Source organism: Dyadobacter luteus (assembly GCF_003383615.1).
Lineage (GTDB): Bacteria > Bacteroidota > Bacteroidia > Cytophagales > Spirosomataceae > Dyadobacter > Dyadobacter luteus.
On record NZ_QNUL01000006.1, the window covers coordinates 19,146 to 37,885 of the forward strand.

Annotated in this window: 21 protein-coding genes and 1 riboswitch; of the genes, 9 read left to right on the forward strand and 12 right to left on the reverse strand. The window is 43.3% G+C overall.

The annotated features are described in order from the left end of the window. Positions 1 to 2: 2 nt before the first annotated feature. Together DSL64_RS09955 and DSL64_RS09960 are read left to right on the forward strand one after the other, a co-directional pair. Entirely contained in the window at positions 3 to 1,583 is a 1,581-nt protein-coding gene (locus DSL64_RS09955; protein WP_115830620.1) for an OmpA family protein, read from the forward strand. Between the two features lie 54 nt (positions 1,584 to 1,637). Next, positions 1,638 to 2,846, forward strand: a complete 1,209-nt coding sequence (locus tag DSL64_RS09960) for a TCR/Tet family MFS transporter (protein ID WP_115830621.1) — start codon at positions 1,638 to 1,640, stop codon at positions 2,844 to 2,846. Positions 2,847 to 2,850: 4 nt separating this feature from the next. On the opposite strand, the gene DSL64_RS09965 is transcribed toward DSL64_RS09960, so the two are convergent. Both DSL64_RS09965 and ispE read right to left on the reverse strand, forming a co-directional pair. Next, on the reverse strand, positions 2,851 to 3,462 hold the full coding sequence (locus DSL64_RS09965) for a cytochrome c oxidase subunit 3 (protein WP_115830622.1): 612 nt from the start codon (positions 3,460 to 3,462) through the stop codon (positions 2,851 to 2,853). Positions 3,463 to 3,552: 90 nt separating this feature from the next. Further along, positions 3,553 to 4,362, reverse strand: coding sequence for a 4-(cytidine 5'-diphospho)-2-C-methyl-D-erythritol kinase (gene ispE, locus DSL64_RS09970; protein WP_115830623.1), 810 nt, complete (start codon positions 4,360 to 4,362; stop codon positions 3,553 to 3,555). Between the two features lie 124 nt (positions 4,363 to 4,486). Between ispE and DSL64_RS09975 the strand changes: the two genes are divergently transcribed. Next, positions 4,487 to 5,050: a Crp/Fnr family transcriptional regulator gene (locus DSL64_RS09975; protein ID WP_115830910.1), complete on the forward strand. Its 564-nt coding sequence runs from the start codon at positions 4,487 to 4,489 to the stop codon at positions 5,048 to 5,050. Positions 5,051 to 5,140: 90 nt separating this feature from the next. Further along, on the forward strand, positions 5,141 to 5,458 hold the full coding sequence (locus DSL64_RS09980) for a DMT family transporter (RefSeq protein WP_115830624.1): 318 nt from the start codon (positions 5,141 to 5,143) through the stop codon (positions 5,456 to 5,458). A gap of 66 nt (positions 5,459 to 5,524) precedes the next feature. On the opposite strand, the gene DSL64_RS09985 is transcribed toward DSL64_RS09980, so the two are convergent. Then, positions 5,525 to 6,988, reverse strand: coding sequence for a M20/M25/M40 family metallo-hydrolase (locus DSL64_RS09985; RefSeq protein WP_115830625.1), 1,464 nt, complete (start codon positions 6,986 to 6,988; stop codon positions 5,525 to 5,527). Positions 6,989 to 7,291: 303 nt separating this feature from the next. On the opposite strand from DSL64_RS09985, the gene DSL64_RS09990 reads away from it, so the two are divergent. Beyond that, positions 7,292 to 8,773 (forward strand): xylulokinase, encoded by a 1,482-nt coding sequence (locus DSL64_RS09990; protein WP_115830626.1) that lies wholly within the window; start codon positions 7,292 to 7,294, stop codon positions 8,771 to 8,773. 106 nt (positions 8,774 to 8,879) lie between these two features. Here the strand turns inward: DSL64_RS09990 and DSL64_RS09995 are convergent, their stop codons facing one another. Then, on the reverse strand, positions 8,880 to 9,275 hold the full coding sequence (locus tag DSL64_RS09995; RefSeq protein WP_115830627.1) for a hypothetical protein: 396 nt from the start codon (positions 9,273 to 9,275) through the stop codon (positions 8,880 to 8,882). 35 nt (positions 9,276 to 9,310) lie between these two features. After that, entirely contained in the window at positions 9,311 to 9,646 is a 336-nt protein-coding gene (locus DSL64_RS10000) for a single-stranded DNA-binding protein (RefSeq protein ID WP_115830628.1), read from the reverse strand. A gap of 239 nt (positions 9,647 to 9,885) precedes the next feature. On the opposite strand from DSL64_RS10000, the gene DSL64_RS10005 reads away from it, so the two are divergent. Both DSL64_RS10005 and DSL64_RS10010 read left to right on the forward strand, forming a co-directional pair. Next, entirely contained in the window at positions 9,886 to 10,242 is a 357-nt protein-coding gene (locus tag DSL64_RS10005) for a DNA gyrase inhibitor YacG (protein WP_115830629.1), read from the forward strand. A 156-nt stretch (positions 10,243 to 10,398) separates the two neighbouring features. After that, positions 10,399 to 11,274 carry an aldo/keto reductase gene (locus DSL64_RS10010; RefSeq protein WP_115830630.1) on the forward strand — a complete coding sequence of 292 codons (876 nt, stop codon included), beginning with the start codon at positions 10,399 to 10,401 and terminating at the stop codon, positions 11,272 to 11,274. A gap of 9 nt (positions 11,275 to 11,283) precedes the next feature. On the opposite strand, the gene DSL64_RS10015 is transcribed toward DSL64_RS10010, so the two are convergent. The 5 genes from DSL64_RS10015 to DSL64_RS10035 all read right to left on the reverse strand — a co-directional run bounded on the left by DSL64_RS10015 (position 11,284) and on the right by DSL64_RS10035 (position 14,966). Next, positions 11,284 to 11,748: a hypothetical protein gene (locus DSL64_RS10015; protein ID WP_115830631.1), complete on the reverse strand. Its 465-nt coding sequence runs from the start codon at positions 11,746 to 11,748 to the stop codon at positions 11,284 to 11,286. After that, the gene (locus DSL64_RS10020) at positions 11,714 to 12,637 is read right to left on the reverse strand and encodes an SAM hydrolase/SAM-dependent halogenase family protein (protein ID WP_229217022.1); all 924 of its coding nucleotides are present in this window, start codon (positions 12,635 to 12,637) and stop codon (positions 11,714 to 11,716) included. The genes DSL64_RS10015 and DSL64_RS10020 overlap by 35 nt, the downstream gene beginning before the upstream one ends. A 196-nt stretch (positions 12,638 to 12,833) precedes the next feature. After that, positions 12,834 to 13,574, reverse strand: a complete 741-nt coding sequence (locus DSL64_RS10025; protein WP_115830913.1) for an SDR family oxidoreductase — start codon at positions 13,572 to 13,574, stop codon at positions 12,834 to 12,836. Positions 13,575 to 13,651: 77 nt separating this feature from the next. Then, on the reverse strand, positions 13,652 to 14,218 hold the full coding sequence (locus DSL64_RS10030; RefSeq protein ID WP_115830632.1) for a Crp/Fnr family transcriptional regulator: 567 nt from the start codon (positions 14,216 to 14,218) through the stop codon (positions 13,652 to 13,654). 145 nt (positions 14,219 to 14,363) lie between these two features. Then, the gene (locus DSL64_RS10035; protein ID WP_229217023.1) at positions 14,364 to 14,966 is read right to left on the reverse strand and encodes a hypothetical protein; all 603 of its coding nucleotides are present in this window, start codon (positions 14,964 to 14,966) and stop codon (positions 14,364 to 14,366) included. A gap of 165 nt (positions 14,967 to 15,131) precedes the next feature. Between DSL64_RS10035 and prfA the strand changes: the two genes are divergently transcribed. Then, the gene (gene prfA, locus DSL64_RS10040) at positions 15,132 to 16,205 is read left to right on the forward strand and encodes a peptide chain release factor 1 (protein WP_115830633.1); all 1,074 of its coding nucleotides are present in this window, start codon (positions 15,132 to 15,134) and stop codon (positions 16,203 to 16,205) included. A 126-nt stretch (positions 16,206 to 16,331) separates the two neighbouring features. Here prfA and DSL64_RS10045 read toward each other — a convergent pair whose 3' ends face one another. Further along, a complete protein-coding gene (locus tag DSL64_RS10045; protein WP_115830634.1) occupies positions 16,332 to 16,880 on the reverse strand; it encodes a thioredoxin family protein in 549 nt (182 codons plus the stop codon). A gap of 83 nt (positions 16,881 to 16,963) precedes the next feature. Between DSL64_RS10045 and DSL64_RS10050 the strand changes: the two genes are divergently transcribed. Then, complete coding sequence (locus tag DSL64_RS10050) at positions 16,964 to 17,341, forward strand: glyoxalase superfamily protein (RefSeq protein ID WP_115830635.1); 378 nt, start codon at positions 16,964 to 16,966, stop codon at positions 17,339 to 17,341. On the opposite strand, the gene DSL64_RS10055 is transcribed toward DSL64_RS10050, so the two are convergent. Next, on the reverse strand, positions 17,338 to 18,264 hold the full coding sequence (locus DSL64_RS10055) for a DMT family transporter (RefSeq protein WP_229217024.1): 927 nt from the start codon (positions 18,262 to 18,264) through the stop codon (positions 17,338 to 17,340). The two genes, DSL64_RS10050 and DSL64_RS10055, sit on opposite strands and share 4 nt — an antisense overlap. A 192-nt stretch (positions 18,265 to 18,456) precedes the next feature. Next, positions 18,457 to 18,709, forward strand: a riboswitch (cobalamin riboswitch). Positions 18,710 to 18,740: the final 31 nt, after the last annotated feature.

Below are 18,740 nucleotides of genomic sequence, written 5' to 3' on the forward strand. Positions count from 1 at the left end.
CAATGAAAGTTTTTTTGCTTCTGACTGTTTTTTCTGCATGCGTATCTACCGCTTATGGCCAGCTTGAAAATCTGGGCAAAAACGTGAATACAGAGTACAACGAAATCGCTCCCACGATCTCCCCTGATGGAAAAACGCTGTATTTTTCAAGGGTTAGCCATCCGCAAAATACACATGGAACCAAGGGTAGCCAGGATATATGGTTTTCAGAATTGAAAAATGAAAACTGGACCTTGGCCCGTAAGTTACCTGCACCGCTCAATAAGGAAGACTACAATAGCTTATATAGTATCACGCCGGATGGAAACACGATTCTTATAAAGGGATCTTATAAAAATGGAGTTTATGAGACCAGGGGTTTTTCAACCAGTAAAAAAACGGCTCGTGGATGGACTCCTCCCAATAAGATTGATATCCCCGGTTATGCCAAGATCAGCAAGGGTCAGTTCGATTGCGGCTACCTTTCAACAGATGGGAAAGTTCTGGTGATGTCGTTCAGTGAAAAGAAAAACAGTAAGGTAGATGATCTCTATGTGAGTTTTAAACAGAAAGATGGTTCATGGAGTAAACCTCTGAATCTGGGGCCGGAGATTAACAGTGAAGAGTTTACAGAAACAACACCCTTTCTGGCAGCAGATGGCGTGACGTTGTATTTTTCGAGTGATCGTAAGGGAGGGCAGGGAAGTAATGATATCTATTACAGCAAAAGAATTGATAAAAGCTGGAAACGCTGGAGCCGGCCGGTGAATCTGGGCGCGAATATTAATACAGACGGGTACGACGCCTACTATTCTATATCGGCACTGGGAGACTATGCCTACATGGTTTCGTTCAAGGGTACAGAGGGAAAAGGAGATGTGGTTCGCTACAATTTAAGGCCAAAAGTGGTAGAAGGTGATACAGCTCAGGCTCCGATTGCTGCCGTGCCCGCACCGGATCCGGTTGCAATGATCAGTGGGAAGGTTATCGATTCTAAAACCGGGAAACCCGTTGAAGCAACCATCGTTTACGAAGACCTGGAAACTGGTGAGGAGGTAGGAACTGCTACTACAAGTCCGGTTACCGGTGAATACAAATTGATATTACCGAAGGGCAAAAAATACAGCTGGCGGGCTGTGGCTCCTAATTTTATTGCAGAAGGAGAAAACGTCGATCTGACAGATTCTACAGCGGACGGAAAGTCAAAAGATTTTAGCGAGATTACGAATAAGTCATTAAAGCTGATTCCGATTGAAGAAGGGCAGATCGTAAGGCTGAATAATATTTTCTTTGCTACTGGAAAGTCAACTCTGAACAGCCAGTCGTTCCCGGAGCTGGATCGCATCGCGATCACCATGCAGGAAAATAAAACGATGTTTGTAGAACTGGGAGGGCATACAGATAATGTCGGTGCAGATGATTTCAACATGAAACTTTCTCAGGACAGGGCAGATTCTGTACAGGAGTATCTGATCGGAAAAGGTATTGAACCCGACAGAGTAAAGAGTAAGGGATATGGAGAGACTGTTCCAATCGCCAAAAATGATACACCGGAGGGACAACAGAAAAACCGACGGGTGGAATTTAAAATATTGAAAAAATAATGATTACTTACAGGCCGGTTTCCCGGCCTGTTTCATTTTAATAACCACTCGAACATGTCTTCCAAAAGGTCGCCTGCTATTGGTTTTATCTTCGTCACGCTGCTGATTGACGTGATCGGGCTCGGTATTATCATTCCGGTGATGCCCAAGCTGATTCATGAATTGACTGGTGATAGTATCAGCGATGCTGCACGGGATGGTGGTTGGTTGCTTGTGACCTATTCTGCTGTACAGTTTCTTTTTGCCCCGCTCATAGGAGGTATCAGCGACAAGTATGGCCGGAGACCGGTACTGCTAGCATCCCTCTTTGGTTTTGGAGTAGACTATCTGTTTCTGGCTTTCGCGCCTACACTTGCATGGCTCTATATCGGTCGTGTAGTGGCGGGTATTATGGGAGCAAGTTTCACAACAGGAGCCGCCTACATTGCAGATGTGAGTACGCCGGATAAGCGTGCGCAGAACTTTGGATTGATCGGTGCCGCATTTGGTCTTGGCTTTATTATTGGCCCTGTAATGGGCGGTTTGTTAGGTCAGTTTGGTTCACGTGTACCTTTTATGGCAGCAGCCGGACTTTCCTTTGTTAACTGGCTCTATGGTTATTTTATCCTGCCCGAATCTCTTAAACCTGAAAACCGAAGAACGTTTGAATGGAAGAGAGCCAATCCGCTGGGAACCTTCATCAATCTGACAAGATATCCTGTCATCTTCGGATTGATAGGCGCACTTACACTTGTATATCTGGCGATGCACGCTGTACAAAGCAACTGGTCTTTTTATGTGATTGAGAAATTTGAGTGGAATGAAGCGCAGATAGGCTATTCTTTGGGAGCTATCGGATTGATGAGTGCTATTGTTCAGGGTTATCTGATCCGACTGATCATTCCTAAACTCGGGCAAAAGCGTGGAGTTTATATAGGTTTGCTGCTATATGCCATCGGATTTACATTATTCGCTTTTGCTGCTAAAGGATGGATGATGTATGTTTTTATGATTCCCTATATGCTGGGTGGTATTGCAGGCCCTTCTTTACAGGGGATCATTTCAACGCAGGTGAGTTCCAGTGAGCAGGGAGAAGTCCAGGGCGCATTGACAAGCCTTCAAAGTCTGACTTCCATTTTCGGGCCGTTGATCATGAGCAACCTGTTCGCGACATTCACAGCTTCATCAGCGCCGGTTTATTTCCCTGGTGCACCTATGCTTCTGGCTGCAGTCTTTACACTGACAGGAGCATTTCTGGCAAGAGCCAGTCTGAAAAAGAATTGAAAAATTAATAAAGAATCACCAGCAGGATGAATACTACCAGCCAAAGTGCATCTACAAAATGCCAGTAGCGAGTCACCAGTTTAAGACGAAGCACATTTGGGGGATTCACACTGTATACAAAAGAATCAATATAGGTTCTGTTCCTCACGGCTTTTCTGAATAGCAAACATAGCAGCACAATTCCCGCAAGTATATGTGCCAAATGAAGGCCGGTAAGCAGATAGACAAAACCTGCTGAATTATTATCGTGCAGAAATATATTAGACTCAATCATTTCCAGCCACCCTGTGATTTGCAGTACCATAAAAGTCAATCCTAAAATGGCAGTGCTTCCCAGAAACACACGATAATGCAGGAATCTTTCCTGTACAAATGCCAGGTTGGCCTCATGTAACGTGATACTACTGAAAAGAATAACGAGCGTACTCAGCCAGAACATGTCAGGCAGCGCCACAAAATAGCTGTTGTCCTCATTCATTTTCAGCAGGTATACCACAAAAATGGTTGTGAAGATCAGAGAACTGCCTACCACGCCAAGCCAGAGCATAAAGCCAAGCGGTTCTCTTCTTTTTGAGAAGAGGCTTTCCTGCGGTTTGGTAGATGGCTTAGTGCTCATTTTGCTTATTTGTTCTTTCTTATTTCAAAGTAACAAGTGAAGATAGTCACATTTTTATTTACCACTTGAATACTTTCAATGATGCTTCACTTAATTTAACATTCCCTGCCATACATTGTAACGATCAAAATGCCCCGACAAGTCAGTTTCACTTTCAAAAATTCCATATAATGTCGAGCCGGAACCGCTCATCGCTGCATACAAAGCCCCTTTTTGATACAAACTTTGCTTGATTTCGTCCAGAACAGGATATTTTTCAAAAATACCTGCTTCAAAATCATTCCTGACTGCATCCTTCCAGGTTGATACCGGACTGCTGATCAATGTCCTCAGATCTGTTTCAGGTTGGGCGGGCTTCACTCCTGAATAAGCCTCAACCGTTGAGATATGAATACCCGGATTCACCATCACAATCCATTTTCCTGCCAGTGAAAGGTCAGTGATTTCAAACTGATCCCCTTTCCCAAAACAATACATTGGCTTGTTTAAAATAAAGAAAGCGCAATCACTCCCTAATCTACGTGCGTAATCAATTTGTTTTTCCTCACTGATATTCAGGTCGAAAAGCTTGTTGAGGGTGCTGATGGTAAACGCTGCATCTGCTGATCCTCCTCCAAGTCCCGCACCAATGGGTATCGCCTTCAAAAGGTGTATATGAACTGGTCGTAAATCGTAATCAGCAGAAAGCATATTGAATGCCTTCAAACATAAATTTTCACTTTCATTGCCGGGTATAACAATGCCATCGGCCGAAAAACTGGTTGTATCAGACCATGTTATTTCGAGCGCATCTGTCCAGTTTACCGGATAGAATACTGAGGATATATTGTGAAACCCGTCGGAACGCTTTTCGGTAATATTAAGCCCTATATTGATTTTGGCATTTGGAAATACAAGCATGCATTCATGAATATTGTCGGGCACAAATATCCGTATTTATCCGGCATGATGGTTTCGGGTCAGGTGAATCTTTATGCTTGTTTTATTAAAAGGCATTAAATTGAAGCCTTTAACGACATCATCCTTGAAAAATACGGTCGAAAAAATAGCGAGTTTGGGCGCGAATCAAAAAATAATTGATCTCATTTTGCCTTTACTTATACGAGAGGAGTTACCGAAGGGCTATATGTTGCTCCGTGAAGGGAGAATCGAACGTTCTTTCTTTTTTCTTGAAGAAGGAGTGGCAAGGGCATTTCACCAGGCAGATGGCAGGGATGTAACATTCTGGTTTGGGGCAGAAGGTGAAATTTTGCTGTCACTGAAAAGCTATTTTTCAAATGTGCCGGGTTATGAAAGTATAGAGCTGCTGGAAAAGTCGGTGGTATATAAAATCCCGGATCACGCCTTACAGAATCTGTATCTGTCAGATCTGGATATGGCCAATTGGGGGCGTCGTTTTGCAGAGTTTGAGCTGATGCGGGCAGACAAGCGTTATCTGAATCAACAATTTAAAACAGCTGCTGAACGATATGAGGAATTCATTCGCGATTATCCTGAACTTGTAAACAGAGTACAGCTGGGGCATATTGCATCCTATCTGGGTGTGAGTCAGGTTACATTGAGTCGTATTCGTGCAGAGCGCCGGTAACTGCATTTTTTAACAAATGTAAAATTGATTGTGCTTCACGAAGCGGAACTTTGTTGCATCATCAATTTAAGGCGCAGTGGCGCGAAAATAATGGCCTGGATATTTCTTTTAATCGCAGGAGCCTTTGAAGTAGGCTTCACAACCTGTCTGAAACTGTCGGACAACTTCAGTAATACCAAATGGAGTATTGCTTTCCTTGTGTGTATCAGTGCAAGCTTTTTCTTCCTTAACAAAGCAATTCAGACAATACCGCTTGGTACAGGCTACGCGGTATGGACAGGTATCGGAGCGGTAGGTACTGTTCTGATCGGTATCTTTTTTTACAAAGAACCTTCAGATTTCTGGCGTTTACTATTTGTTTTTCTTTTGATCGGTTCTATTATCGGACTCAAGGTGGTATCGAAATAGAAAGGGCTAAATCAAAAAAGCCGCGGTACGATGATCGTTGCCGCGGCTTTGCTTTTGATACTTTATTTATTTACCCCATCTCCATTCCTTGCCCAATTCGAGTTCCTGCTTCAACCCTTGTGAAATCAGAAAGTCTCTTGTAGCGGTATCTGAGAGTTTTGAAACAGATAGTTTATCTGCCATCGACAGGGCGTAAAGGTACATAGAGCCGATTCTGACAGTATTCTCTAACTGCTGTTTGTCCACCAGACTGAAATCATCGCAATCTGCATGGTAGCATTGCAATACTGCCGGAGACAGCCTTCCGGAAAGTCCGGCTATGGGTACACCTTCCAGCATAAATGGCTGGTGATCGCTGTGGAGACCTGCTCTGTTGGCCAATTCATTTTTAAATTCAGGATCAACTTTTTGTATAGCAGTACCAACATTAGTGAAGAATTCAGTCATGTCATCCCTTCCGAATGCATTGGCTCCCGATGGGTCGTTGGTCATATCCAGGTTCATCATATAGCTCACTTTATTGATACCGCCTGTTTTTTTGAGTTGCTCCACAAAGTGTTTGGATCCAAGCAATCCCTGCTCCTCACCCATAAATAATACAAACTGAATTGTACGCTCCGGCTTTACTTTTAATGACCGGAATGCACGGGCTATATCCATCACGGCGAAAGAGCCTATACCATTGTCAATCGCACCGGTTGCCAGATCCCATGAATCAAGATGGCCGCCAATGATGACTTTTTCATCGGAGTTTCCTTTCAGTGTAGCAATTACGTTACGTGCTTTGATAGGTTTGGAGATGTTATGCATATCAATATTTGCCTCCAAAGGAGCTTCTTCTCTCAACCACTTGCGTACCTCGTCTCCGCTTTCGCTGGAAATACATACAGCCGGAATAGAAATGATCGCACCTGTTACCGATGCCGTTCCTGTGAGCAGGATGTTACCGGGAGCACCATTCACCATGATGATACCTGTTGCGCCATATTGAATCGCCAGAGCTGTTTTTTCTGAGCGGTGCAGGTTCTTCTTGCCCGGAGCATCTTTGAGTCCGATGTTTGCCAGTACTACTCTACCTTTTACTTTGTCTTTTATAGCTTCAAAATCTTCAGGAAGCCCGTTACCTACGTCTACGATCTCTCCCTGAACTTTGGAATCTACCGGAGAGTGTGCCAGCGCGACTACATCTACGTCGCGGAAATTATCACTATTCCCTGGTGCAATACTTAGTGTTACTGTATCGCGCATCCATGCTTCTACTTCAAACGGTTGATACACTACGTCGCTGAAGCCGTAACTTTTCAGTAATTTGAATGCATACTCCTCTGCCTTCGCACCATTACTGCTACCTGTAAGTCTGTGTCCTATTGTTTTTGTGGCATCCCCCAGTGTTTCATAGGCTTTGCTGTTTTTTCGTATTTCTGAATCCAACCGGGAGAAAGGCTTTTCCCATTTTTTCTCTCTTGGCTTAAAACCAGAGAAAACAAACAGAAAACAGACGGATAGAATTACTTGTACAATTTTCTTCATAAACAAAATATTAATGTTCCTTGCCTTGTCTCGTTTTACGAGGATTACAGTTCTATGAGATAACACAATTTAGACACAAAATAGATTCCAATAGTCTCTATAACTGGACTAAAACTTTTTTTAAAGGTATCATTTTTCCCACATTAATACTGTATTAAAGTTCATAACAGACCGCTGAAATTGTTTACGTGTAGAATTTACACTTAATTAAAGGTAAATCTTTGACGCAGGGAACATTTTTGTAACTTTTAGCGCTTATCTTTAAAAATTCGTAGAGATATAATCACTTTTAAAACAATAAACATGTATTTCCTGGGATTTGATTTAGGCAGTTCGTCCGTTAAAGCCTGTTTACTCCATGCAGATACCGGAGCGGTGGCTGCCTCAGCATTTTATCCTGAAAAAGAGATGACCATTGAGGCTCCTAAGCCTGGTTTTGCAGAGCAACAGCCTGAGCTATGGTGGGAAAATGCCTGTCTGGCTTCCAAAGCTGTCATGAGCAAAGCCGGAATTGGCGCCAATGAAGTTGCCGCTATCGGAATTTCTTACCAGATGCACGGTCTGGTGGTGGTTGATAAAGACATGAACGTACTTCGCCCTTCGATCATCTGGTGTGATAGTCGTGCTGTAGAAGTAGGTAATAAAGCGATGGAAGCCATCGGGGAAGAATATGTTCTCCCTCATTTGCTCAATTCGCCGGGAAATTTTACTGCCTCCAAGCTGGGGTGGGTAAAACAAAACGAGCCGGATGTATATGCTAAGGTTCATAAATTTATGTTGCCTGGCGATTATCTGGCTGCCAGAATTACCGGTGAAATCGTAACAACGCCTTCGGGTTTATCAGAAGGTATATTCTGGGATTTTGTAAACAACAGTCCCGCTGATTTCCTTTTTAATCATTTCGGTTTTGATGCTTCGCTTATGCCGACCGTTTTGCCTACTTTCTCTGAACAGGGGCAGGTAACCGAGCAGGCAGCTGCAGCGCTTGGGCTGAAAGCGGGTATTCCTGTTACTTACCGTGCGGGTGATCAGCCTAACAATGCTTTTTCACTGAATGTACTCGAACCTGGTGAAGTGGCGGCTACTGCTGGTACTTCGGGTGTAGTGTACGGGGTTAGTGATCAGATCAAATTCGATTCATTGTCGCGTGTAAATACTTTCCTGCACGTGAATCCTGTTACAGAAGCTGCACGTTACGGCGTATTGCTTTGTGTGAACGGAACGGGTAGTCTGAATGGCTGGCTGCGTAATGAACTGATGCAGGGCAGCGTTTCTTATCCTCAGATGAACGACCTGGCTGCGAAGGTACCGGTAGGTTCTGATGGACTGCTATGTCTGCCATTCGGAAATGGTGCTGAGCGTATGCTCGAAAACCAGGATCCGGGTGCTACATTCAAAGGACTTCAGTTTAGCCGTCACGGCCTGGGTCACTGGACACGCGCCGCACAGGAAGGCATCGTATTTGCACTTTACTACGGTATGGAAATCATGGAAACCGTTGGTGTTTCTTTGAAAAATATCAGGGCCGGAGAAGCGAATATGTTCCTGAGCCCTGTGTTTCGCGAAACTTTCGCCAACGTATCGGGAGCTACCGTGGAGCTGATCAATACGGATGGCGCGCAAGGAGCAGCCCGTGCAGCAGGCTTTGGTCTGGGACATTACAAAACCCGTCAGGAAGCATTTACCGGGCTGACTGCCGTAAAGACCATCGAACCGGATGCACAGCTGACAGAAGCAACCAAAACTGCTTATGCAAACTGGAAAGAGGCTTTGCTGAGCGAGTAATATTTTAATAATATTCCCAGCTGATATCTGATCAAGAATCGGATATCAGTTGGGAATATAGATAGTTAGCGAGAAGAACTTTAGAAATAACGTAGTCGAGGAATTCCTATATTTTTCGTTTTCCAAGTCTATCCTTGTTTGGTCCTTCAAAGACGTTCACAAGCGCTTTCGAAAGTGCCACTGTGCTCCATATCAAAATAAACGGAGCATACGCAGATCCTTCTTTTATGTTCATTTGAAATGTAATCATGGACACTATGAAGAAGAAGAATGTTTCTGCTAACGCGAACCAGAAGAGGTGATAAATTCTGAATTGTGCCAATATAACTGCAAGTGCAGCGTATACGAGCCCAATGAAAACAACATTTTCTGATTTCAAAGAATAGATTGATTCAAGGAATCCACTATTCCAATCGACTAACCAGCCAAAATAGGATAAAGCTCCGATAACTATTATGATGGGGATGAGTGTTAAGATTGATGGTTTTATATACTTTTCCATTATTCAGTTAAGATTGTATTGGTTATAAAGGTTGATTAACTATTAGCGGTTTGCTTCCACATTACCTCTTCCACTTTGGAAGCGACAATTTCCACCACACGTACAGTCAGATTGTCTTTATTCTGATACTGACGGTAATTGATTTTTCCTTCTACTGATACAGATTTTCCTTTTTCCAACAAAGTCTCGCATTGCTTTGCCAATTGCCCCCAGGCCACAATCGAATGCCATGACGTATTTTTTACTTCCTCTTTGTTTTTGTTGATATAGCTTTCATTTGTAGCCAGTGAGAAGGTTACTACTTTTCCGCCATCAAAATCTTTTACATTGATTTCGCGTCCTACGTTTCCGATTAATTTTACTGAGTTCATGTTTGTAAGGTTTTAAAATTGAATGGATCTGTTGAAGTCAATCCGTTTCCGAATCGACATGACAAAGGTGGGAGGTTGCCGAAAAAGGATTCGGTTGTTAACTGTTTACAGTCATCTAAAAACATTTACACCCGTTTGCAAACGGAAATTGACAGATGTGATTCAGAGAAACTGAAATTTTATATATTGCATAGAAGGTTGATGTACACACATTTTTTTAGCATTAATATTGAATAACTATGGCTGATTGTTTGGAATGCGGTAAGCCACTGGCAGGCAGGATTGATAAGAAGTTTTGTTCCGACATGTGCAGGAACGCCTACAATAACCGGCTCAATTCAGATTCCTATAATCTGATCCGGAATATGAATAACCAGCTTCGTAAAAACCGGAGAATACTGGAAGAACTTTGTCCGGAAGAAAAAGTAAAATGCAGCAAATCTACATTGGCAGGTAAAGGTTTTGACTTTAACCTGATCACCAGCGTTCGTCCTACTCAGAAAGGAAACATCTATCACTTTGTATACGATTACGGATACCTTGAACTGGAAAACGACATTTATCTCATCGTAAAGGACAAGAGGCTGGAGAAATAGCTGAATGTGTGCTCTTTCTGTCTGCGAAGAGCGATGTTCGAATTGTAAGTTTCTTACTATCAGGTATGTGTGAACTGAAGGCTATAAGCTCAAAGCTAACCGCTCTATATTATTAAATTTAGGCTATTTTTGCAGTCTGATTCAAACCACCGCACAATGAAAAAAGTTAGTTTAAGTGATTCGGGCCCGAAGGTATCGGAGGCCATTTATGGTTTCTGGAGATGGACAGATGAGGGCGCTGTAACAACTTCGAATATAGAAAAAACAATGAATCTGTGTCTGGATCTTGGAATCAATACCTTTGACCATGCCGACGTTTACGGAAAGTTTACCATCGAAGAGCACTTTGGAAAGATCATCAGCAATAAATCTTTCAGACGTGATGAAATCGTACTTTTCAGCAAGTGTGGTATAAGACATTCCGAAGATGGCAAACTTACCTACTATGATACGTCACGTGATCACATTATTGATAGTATCAATGGCTCACTGAAAAGACTGAAAACTGACTATCTCGATATATTCCTGCTGAACCACAGCGATTTTCTGACAGACCCGGAGGAAACTGCCGGAGCGCTGGCAGAGGTTGTAAAGTCAGGAAAAGCGAAGCACATAGGCGTAACGAATTTTTCGGTATTCCAGCACCAGTTATTGGCCTCATACCTTCGTATTCCTATCGTGACCAACCATATTGAGTTGAATCTGATGAATACAACGGCGATTGAAGATGGCCGTATTGATTATATCAAACAATGCTTCAGCAAACCTTTGGCATGGGCTCCTTTAGCCGGTGGCAAAATCCTGAATGGTACAGATGAACGTGCTGTCAAACTGAGGGCTAAATTGCAGGAAGTAGGAGAGAAGTACAATGCCAATATCGAGCAAACTGCTGTGGCCTGGCTGATGAAACTGGGTACTTTGCCCATTATCGGTTCGCAGTCGGAAAGCAGGATCAGGAATGCTGCCAGTGCATCGGAGATCAAATTAAATCACCAGGATTGGTACGAGATATATAATGTAGCGACAAAATAGTAATTAAGATCATTTCCAATACCAGATATATAATCCAAGCCATATCCAACGCCATAATATCATCAGGCCCACAAATGAGAAGAAGGCGATAAAGGAAATTTCAACATCGAATTTCTTTTTATTCGGGTCAAGGTACGTATGATATCTGCTGCTGTATATCACTTTGATGGTTGAGCCTACAGTAGCACTACGAAACCATGCTTTGGATTTGGCTACTACATAAATCGGGACATGCCCATGCATGATCCCGATTTTGCTTTTTGAGCCACGACTACCGCTACTCCGGATTTTCTGTATGACAGGAACTTCAATAAGTGTCCCGGTTTCTTTTGTTTGTAGCTCTGTTTTATAGTCCTGGTAAATATTGAACGCGATCAACACGACAATCGCCAGCAAAACAGGCCATTGCCAGAATTCCCTTTTTTCCTGACGGAATCCCTTATTTTGTAACGATGATGTTCCATTCGCTTCCACTATAGACTTTGTATTTTTCTGAGAAGTTACCCATATTAATTCCGAGAGAGAAATTAAGCAAGCTATTGAAATAACCTACATCCTGCCCTTCCGGTACGTCTCCAAAAGTATTGACGTAAGTTACTCTACCCTCATACACTTTCTTTTGTCCGTCGAAAACCGAGACTTGTAGCTTGTCACCTGTTTTTACACCCAATCCCGAAAAAGTTTCCCTGTCTATGTTCGTCCAAACGTTACCGTATTGGATATCCAGGATCGGAATAGTTCCTTTTACTTTCCCGTCTGTAAAAGATGCTTTTTGGTAGGCTATCGATTCCACTTTGGCAGGTAATTTGGGACCTACTTTTTCGAATGAAATCGTTTTAGAAGCCAGCCTCGCGGCTGTGTATGCATATACATCCCGGCCATGAAAAGTGTATGAAGCCTGAGAATTTTTCCTGCGGTTATTGACCTCATCAATCTCCCTGATTTCCTGAATACCCAATTGTTCAGCCACGAGTGTGAGCGTACCGTTATCCGGGGTTACAAAGTAATGTCCTGATTTGGTCAATAACACCACCGATTTACGCGTTGTACCCACACCAGGATCCACCACGGAAACAAAAACAGTTCCTGCCGGCCAGTAAGGAGCCGTTTGCATGAGCCGATACGCGGCCTCCCAGATATTGTAGGCTGGGATTTCATGTGTAAGGTCATACATTTTGATCTCACCTGAAACGCCTGCAGCTACACCCTTCATGGCAGCAACGGCTCCATCTTTCAACCCAAAATCGGACTGAAAAACAAGGATATTGTTCTGGGCAGAAGCTACAGTCAGGATTGTCGAAAGCAAGTAGGTGAGGAGGTAGCGCATGGGGTTTTTGGTCAGGTATTGTTCAAGTATTGTCATTTGTGGTCAGGTATTGTCAAGGTTAGTCAGAGATTGTTGAAGTTAGTAGATGTTAGCTATTTGAGCAAGAAGATTTTGTATTGGTGGTTTTATAGCGGGATTGGGGTACAGTAAAAGGTGCAGCGCACCGTGCTATTTGTAGAAACTGAGCAGATAATAGTATTTCCAAGGTGCAGCGCACCGGAATAAAATGGTACTACCAGGGGATTTCTCCGGTGGCCGAATTACTTTCTTCACTGAAAAATTTCCCTGTCGGACCATCCTGTCCAATCAATACATACTTCACAATGCGTTTTCCAGCTTCTTCAATTGCTCCTCCGTTGTGCCCGGTAAAATCCGTTTTGGTATAACCCGGACAAACTGCGTTGACCTTAAAAGCTGTGTCGCGTAACTCATATGCCAGATGGACTGAATACATATTCAGCGCGGCTTTGGATGAGGCATATACTGCGTATTTAGCATAATTGTAGGCAGGCCAATCGGGATTGCTTTGTAAAGAAAGAGAACCAACGCTAGTACTTACGTTGACGATTCTGGGTGTTTCCGATTTTCGTAACAGGTCAAGGAATGCAGACGTAACCCTTGCTACGCCGATTACATTGGTGCTGAATGCTGCGGTAAATTCGTCGGCACGGGCTTCCAGTGCTGTGTAAGGTGGCGTGCCTCCGTTGATACCGGCATTGTTGATGAGTACGTCCAATACTTCTGTTTTCCGTCCGATTTGCTCGCGTGCAGCATTTACAGAATTTTGGTCTGTCACATCTAACTGAATGGCTTCAGCATTGGGGAAGCCTTCATTATTTAGCTGCCTAACCACTTCCTGGCCATTTTGTAAGTTACGGCTCCCGAGATATACATAAAATCCCTGCTGTAATAATTGTCTGGCGGTTTCCAAGCCAATTCCTTTATTGGCTCCGGTAATAAGTGCTGATTTCATTTGTTTCATTTTTGAGTTGATGAAACAAAATTGCAGCGTATCAAGATGGGCTGATTTACCAAATGGTAAATTCCGGTTTACCGGATGTTTTTGCGAATGCGGCTCAGCGATTGTTGGGTAACGCCGAGGTAAGAAGCGATGTAAGTAAGCGGAATCCGATTGGTAAGTGCAGGATAATTCTCTATAAATTCAAGATAGCGTGTGGTAGCATCCTGCGATATCACCGGTCCTTTTCTGGATTTCTGGTACATACATAGTTGCACCATTTTGTTTTTGATAGCGTCCCAGCCGACAATCGTTTGCGAGAGTTCTTCCCAAGCTTGTTTTGAAAATACAATGAGTTTGCAATCCGTACATGCCTGAAGGTACTCCGATGAAGAGGCATTGAGGTCAAAATTGATATAATCGACCACCAGACTATTTTCGCTGATAAAGCAACGTGTGATTTCTTCTCCCTTGTTGTTGTAATAACAGCCCCGCATTACACCTTCCACCACAAAACCCACCTGCTTTGGAATATACCCAGCCTCCGAAAAATATGCATCCTTCCGTAGTTCAATCTCAGTCGCTTTGCTGGTGATGAGTTCGATTTGCTGAGGATTGAGGTTGCCGAATTGCAGGATGTACTCGGTTAGTTGGTTCATTGGGGGCTACACTTATCTTTGGATAGATTGGTAATGTTCACGCATTCCATCTTACAATTTCAGTCAGGTAAGAGGAGTATCAATTTAGGTAGGGTGCAGCGCACCATGATACTTGTAGAATTAAAGTAGTAGTAGAAAGTTACCCTCACTCCTTCAAAGCCTTCGCATCCAATTTCCTGATCATATCCTTTTTATTAAACAACAATCTCCAGACAGCAAAGGAGATTTCCTGATCGGGCATGCAGGCTTTACAGATCGGGCTTTCGGCGGTGGCGGGGACATTGTATACGATGAGGGTGTCGTTCAGTTGCTGTACGTTGTCGGTTACTGCCGTTTTTGATTTTGCGCTGTACAAATAGGCCTCCAACAATTCTTTTTCTTTAGGATTTAAATCTGTGTTGCTGATGTCGGCTTCTCCCAGGAGCTGAATATGTACACCATATTCTTTTTCCATGGCATTGATCAAAGGAATTTGAGAAAGGTCTTTACAGACTGCAGTGCCTTTTTCAGGATTGGTTGCCAGTTCTTTTTCCAGCGTTTTCTCGGTGATTTTGGAAATTTTCTTACCCCATTCATCAATGGTGTAAACGAGCTGGGTGTTGGTCACCCGTTTGATCTGAGATGCTTTGATCTCACGGGAAAGTTCCTTGGTGTTTTCCAGGCGTTTGGCCTGACAGCCGCTGAGCACGATGATGACTGTTGCGATACAGGCAAAAGACTGAATGAACTTGTATTGGGTATGATTCATGATGACGTTTTTAATAGCAATGTACCTTGCAAAGGTGGTTATTTTGGTTCTTAATACTGATTCGGAATACAGGAAGATTTCATTCGTGCTGTCATTCAGCATTCAAAACTGAATAATGCGTATCTTTGTGCCCCAAATGGGCTTGCCCCAAGATACCATATTATCATGCTAGATAAATTAGAAGCTATAAAGGAGCGTTTCGAAGAGGTTTCGCAACAAATTATTCAACCTGAAATCGTTTCGGATTCTACCCGCTATTCCAAAATTAGTAAGGAATATAAAGACCTTGGTAAGATCGTTGACAAATATACCATTTACCTAAAACTGCAAAAGGATATTGCAGGCACTAAAGAGCTGATTGATAACGAGAAGGATGAGGATTTAAGAGAAATGGCTAAGGAGGAGCTCAGTGAGCTGAATCCGAAAATGGAAATTCTGGAACAGGAAATAAAAGAATTGCTGATTCCGAAAGATCCGAATGACAGCCGGAATATCATTCTTGAAATTCGTGGTGGAACGGGTGGAGATGAGGCGGCTATATTCGCAGGTGATTTGTTCCGTATGTACCAAAGATTCTTTGAAAAAATGGGCTGGCGTACGTCTGTGATGGATTTTACAGAAGGTACCAATGGAGGTTACAAAGAGATCATTGTGAAGGTGGAGGGAGAAGATGTGTACGGCAAAATGAAATTTGAATCGGGCGTGCATCGTGTGCAACGTGTTCCGCAAACGGAATCCCAGGGACGTATTCATACTTCGGCAGCTTCGGTGGCGGTATTGCCGGAAGCGGAAGAGGTGGATGTGCAGATCAACATGGGCGATGTGCGGATTGACACGTTTATGTCGTCGGGTGCAGGTGGACAGTCGGTAAACACGACGTATTCAGCAGTTCGTCTGACTCACATTCCGTCAGGTTTGGTGGTGAGTTGCCAGGATGAACGTTCTCAGTTAAAAAACAAAGACAGGGCTTTGAGCGTACTGCGTTCGCGTTTGTATGAGATCGAACTTAAAAAACATAACGATGCGATCAGCTCACAGCGTAAAACGATGGTAGGAAGCGGGGACAGATCTGATAAGATCCGTACTTATAACTATCCTCAGAGCCGTATCACAGATCACCGTATCGGGTATACAGTTTATAATCTTCCGGCTGTAATGGAGGGGGATATTGCCGAATTTATCGAAAGACTGCGTATCGCTGAAAATGCGGAAAGAATGCAGGAAGGAGAAGCGGTGTAATCTACTTCAGAGGACAGAATTTTGAGATATAACCCTGTAAGGGTTTAATATGAATAGCCCCGGATGGAAATCCGGGGTATGAAATTTTAGTGCGAACCGATAACCCTGGAAGGGTTGAACTAACTATTACCGTGTTGGATACAATCCCGGATACGTCTTTCCTTTGTACGTTTCGAAAGGCTCCTTTTTGTGGTAATCTTCTCCGAAAAACGTAATCACTTCGTGAAATTCCTTTGCTTTCATGTAGCCCGGTAGTGGCTGTATCATCTGAAACTGATCATCCAGAAATACGGTTGTCGGGTAACTTGGCTGATTATTGGTAAGCGCTAGTAATAGTTCATGCGTACGGCCTTGCGAAACAAACTTTTTATCTCCGAGTGTAATCGCTTCCTTTTGCTCTGCGTCCAGTTTTACGGCGTAGTACTTCTTATTGATATAGTCGACAACGGCTTTATTCTTAAAAGTTTCCTTGTCCATTACCTTACACCACCCGCACCAATCGGTGTATACATCAATCAAAATTTTACGTGGCTCGGTTTTCATTTTGGCATAGGCCTGCTCAATGGTCAGCCATTGGATGGTATCGGCTGGTTTATCACTCACATCTGAACGGAAGCCCGTCAGTGAAACAATAGCCAGAACGATGGTCGAAAATAGGGGAAATTGATTTTTCATGCTGATGTAATTAACTTGTCGGCACTGAAGCTGAAGGCAACAGGTTGGTAACAAATATCGTAGAAAAATAATTGATTTTCAGTATGAAAGTAAGTCAGGTAATACCCATTCTCCGGATTTTTGATGAAGCCAAAGCGCATGAATTTTATATCGGCTGGCTGGGCTTTTCTATTGACTGGACACATAGTTTTGATGAAAATGCTCCAATCTATATGCAGAACAATGGTATTGTTCTGCATTTGTCGGAACATCATGGCGATTGTACGCTGGGAGCAAAGGTTTTTATCGAATGTGAAGGCGTGCGTGAGCTACACCAGGAACTCAATGATAAGAAGTATAAATACAATCGTCCGGGTTTGGTAGAAGAACCGTGGGATTCTATTTCGGTTACAGTTGTGGATCCGTTTATGAACAGGCTTGTATTCAATGAAAGATTGAATTCGGAAAAGAAACAGATCTAGGCCTCTTTGGTTTTGGCGAGAGAAACAAGTATTCCGCCTGCGATAATCAGTGCCATACCGGCGAGGGAAGAAATGGACGGGAAAGCTTCTCCCATGAAAAAGCCGATCAGTACAGAAAACAGAATATTGGAATAACCAATGGCGGCTACGCGTCCTGCTTTGTCGTAACTGAACGACTGTGTAAGCATTTTTTGGCCGAGTAATGCTGTCAGGCCTAGCGCGAGAAATGCGGTCCACTGATCAATCGTGTCCGGCCATTTGAAAGTCCCGATCAGGAAATCCAGCCCTTCCATTGGAAAATAGGTTCCAACCAGCATAGAGGCGATCGGCATCAGAATTCCACTCAGCATAAATGAAAGAATGATCGCGCGGGAATCATATACCCACCCCAGCTGGCGTATTGAAAGATAGCTGATTGCCGTCAGAACAGCATTGCCCAATCCAAGTACGTTGTCTCTCCAAGCCAGTGAAAGGTCGGGACGGAATACCAACAGAATACCTGAAAAGCCAATGAAGATTGCAGCCCATTCTTTCTTATTCAAAGCTTCGCCAATGAGTAGCCAGGATAGCAGCGCCAGAAAAATAGGGTAGGTATATTGGTAAGTGGATGCTCTGCCGAGTCCGAGGGTTTGGATCGCGTAAAAAAGCAGATATAAAGAAAGTGTACCCACAATACCTCGAAAGATCAGCAGTCCGAGTTTACCACCTCCTTTTTGTTCTAATGGCCGATTACGGATACTTGATAAAATGAATATAACTCCAACGATGTTCCGGAAGAAAACCAGTTGTACGATATGAAACTCTTTGCCGATGTGTTTAGAAATGGCCGATGTCAGCGAAAAGAAAAATGCTGCTCCGAGCATCAGGATAATGCCTTTCTGAGATTCAGGGAAAGTAAAACGGTTGTCGGCTGGGGTAATCAAGGTATATGGAAATTTTTGCAAAGATAGGTATTAGGTTACACAGAGGTACACAGAGATGGGAAGAGATGCACAGAGTTTATTCTTCCCATCGGATCTTTCTCACATGCTAATCGAATTTTCTCTGTGGCTCTCAGTCTTCACTCTGTGAGCCACTGTGTAATTTGTCCAATTGTGTAACCTCCTCAATATTCACTACTTTTGCAGTGTTTTGGTGCTAGGCTTTCTCAAAGAGAAGGCGCTTAAAAGGGAATTTCGTTATATGCGAAAGCTGTCCCCGCAACTGTACAGTCCGTGATGATGATCTGCATCTTCATAGCCACTGGAAGTATTGATTGAGTGATAGAATGAGTGAATGATAGAATTTACTCTCTTTTTCAACAATGCTCCGGGAAGGCGACAGATCATCGGACTAAGCCAGGAGACCTGCCTGAACACATCTGGTGTAAAACGGTTTTCGGAGGAAGAGCCGGATTATG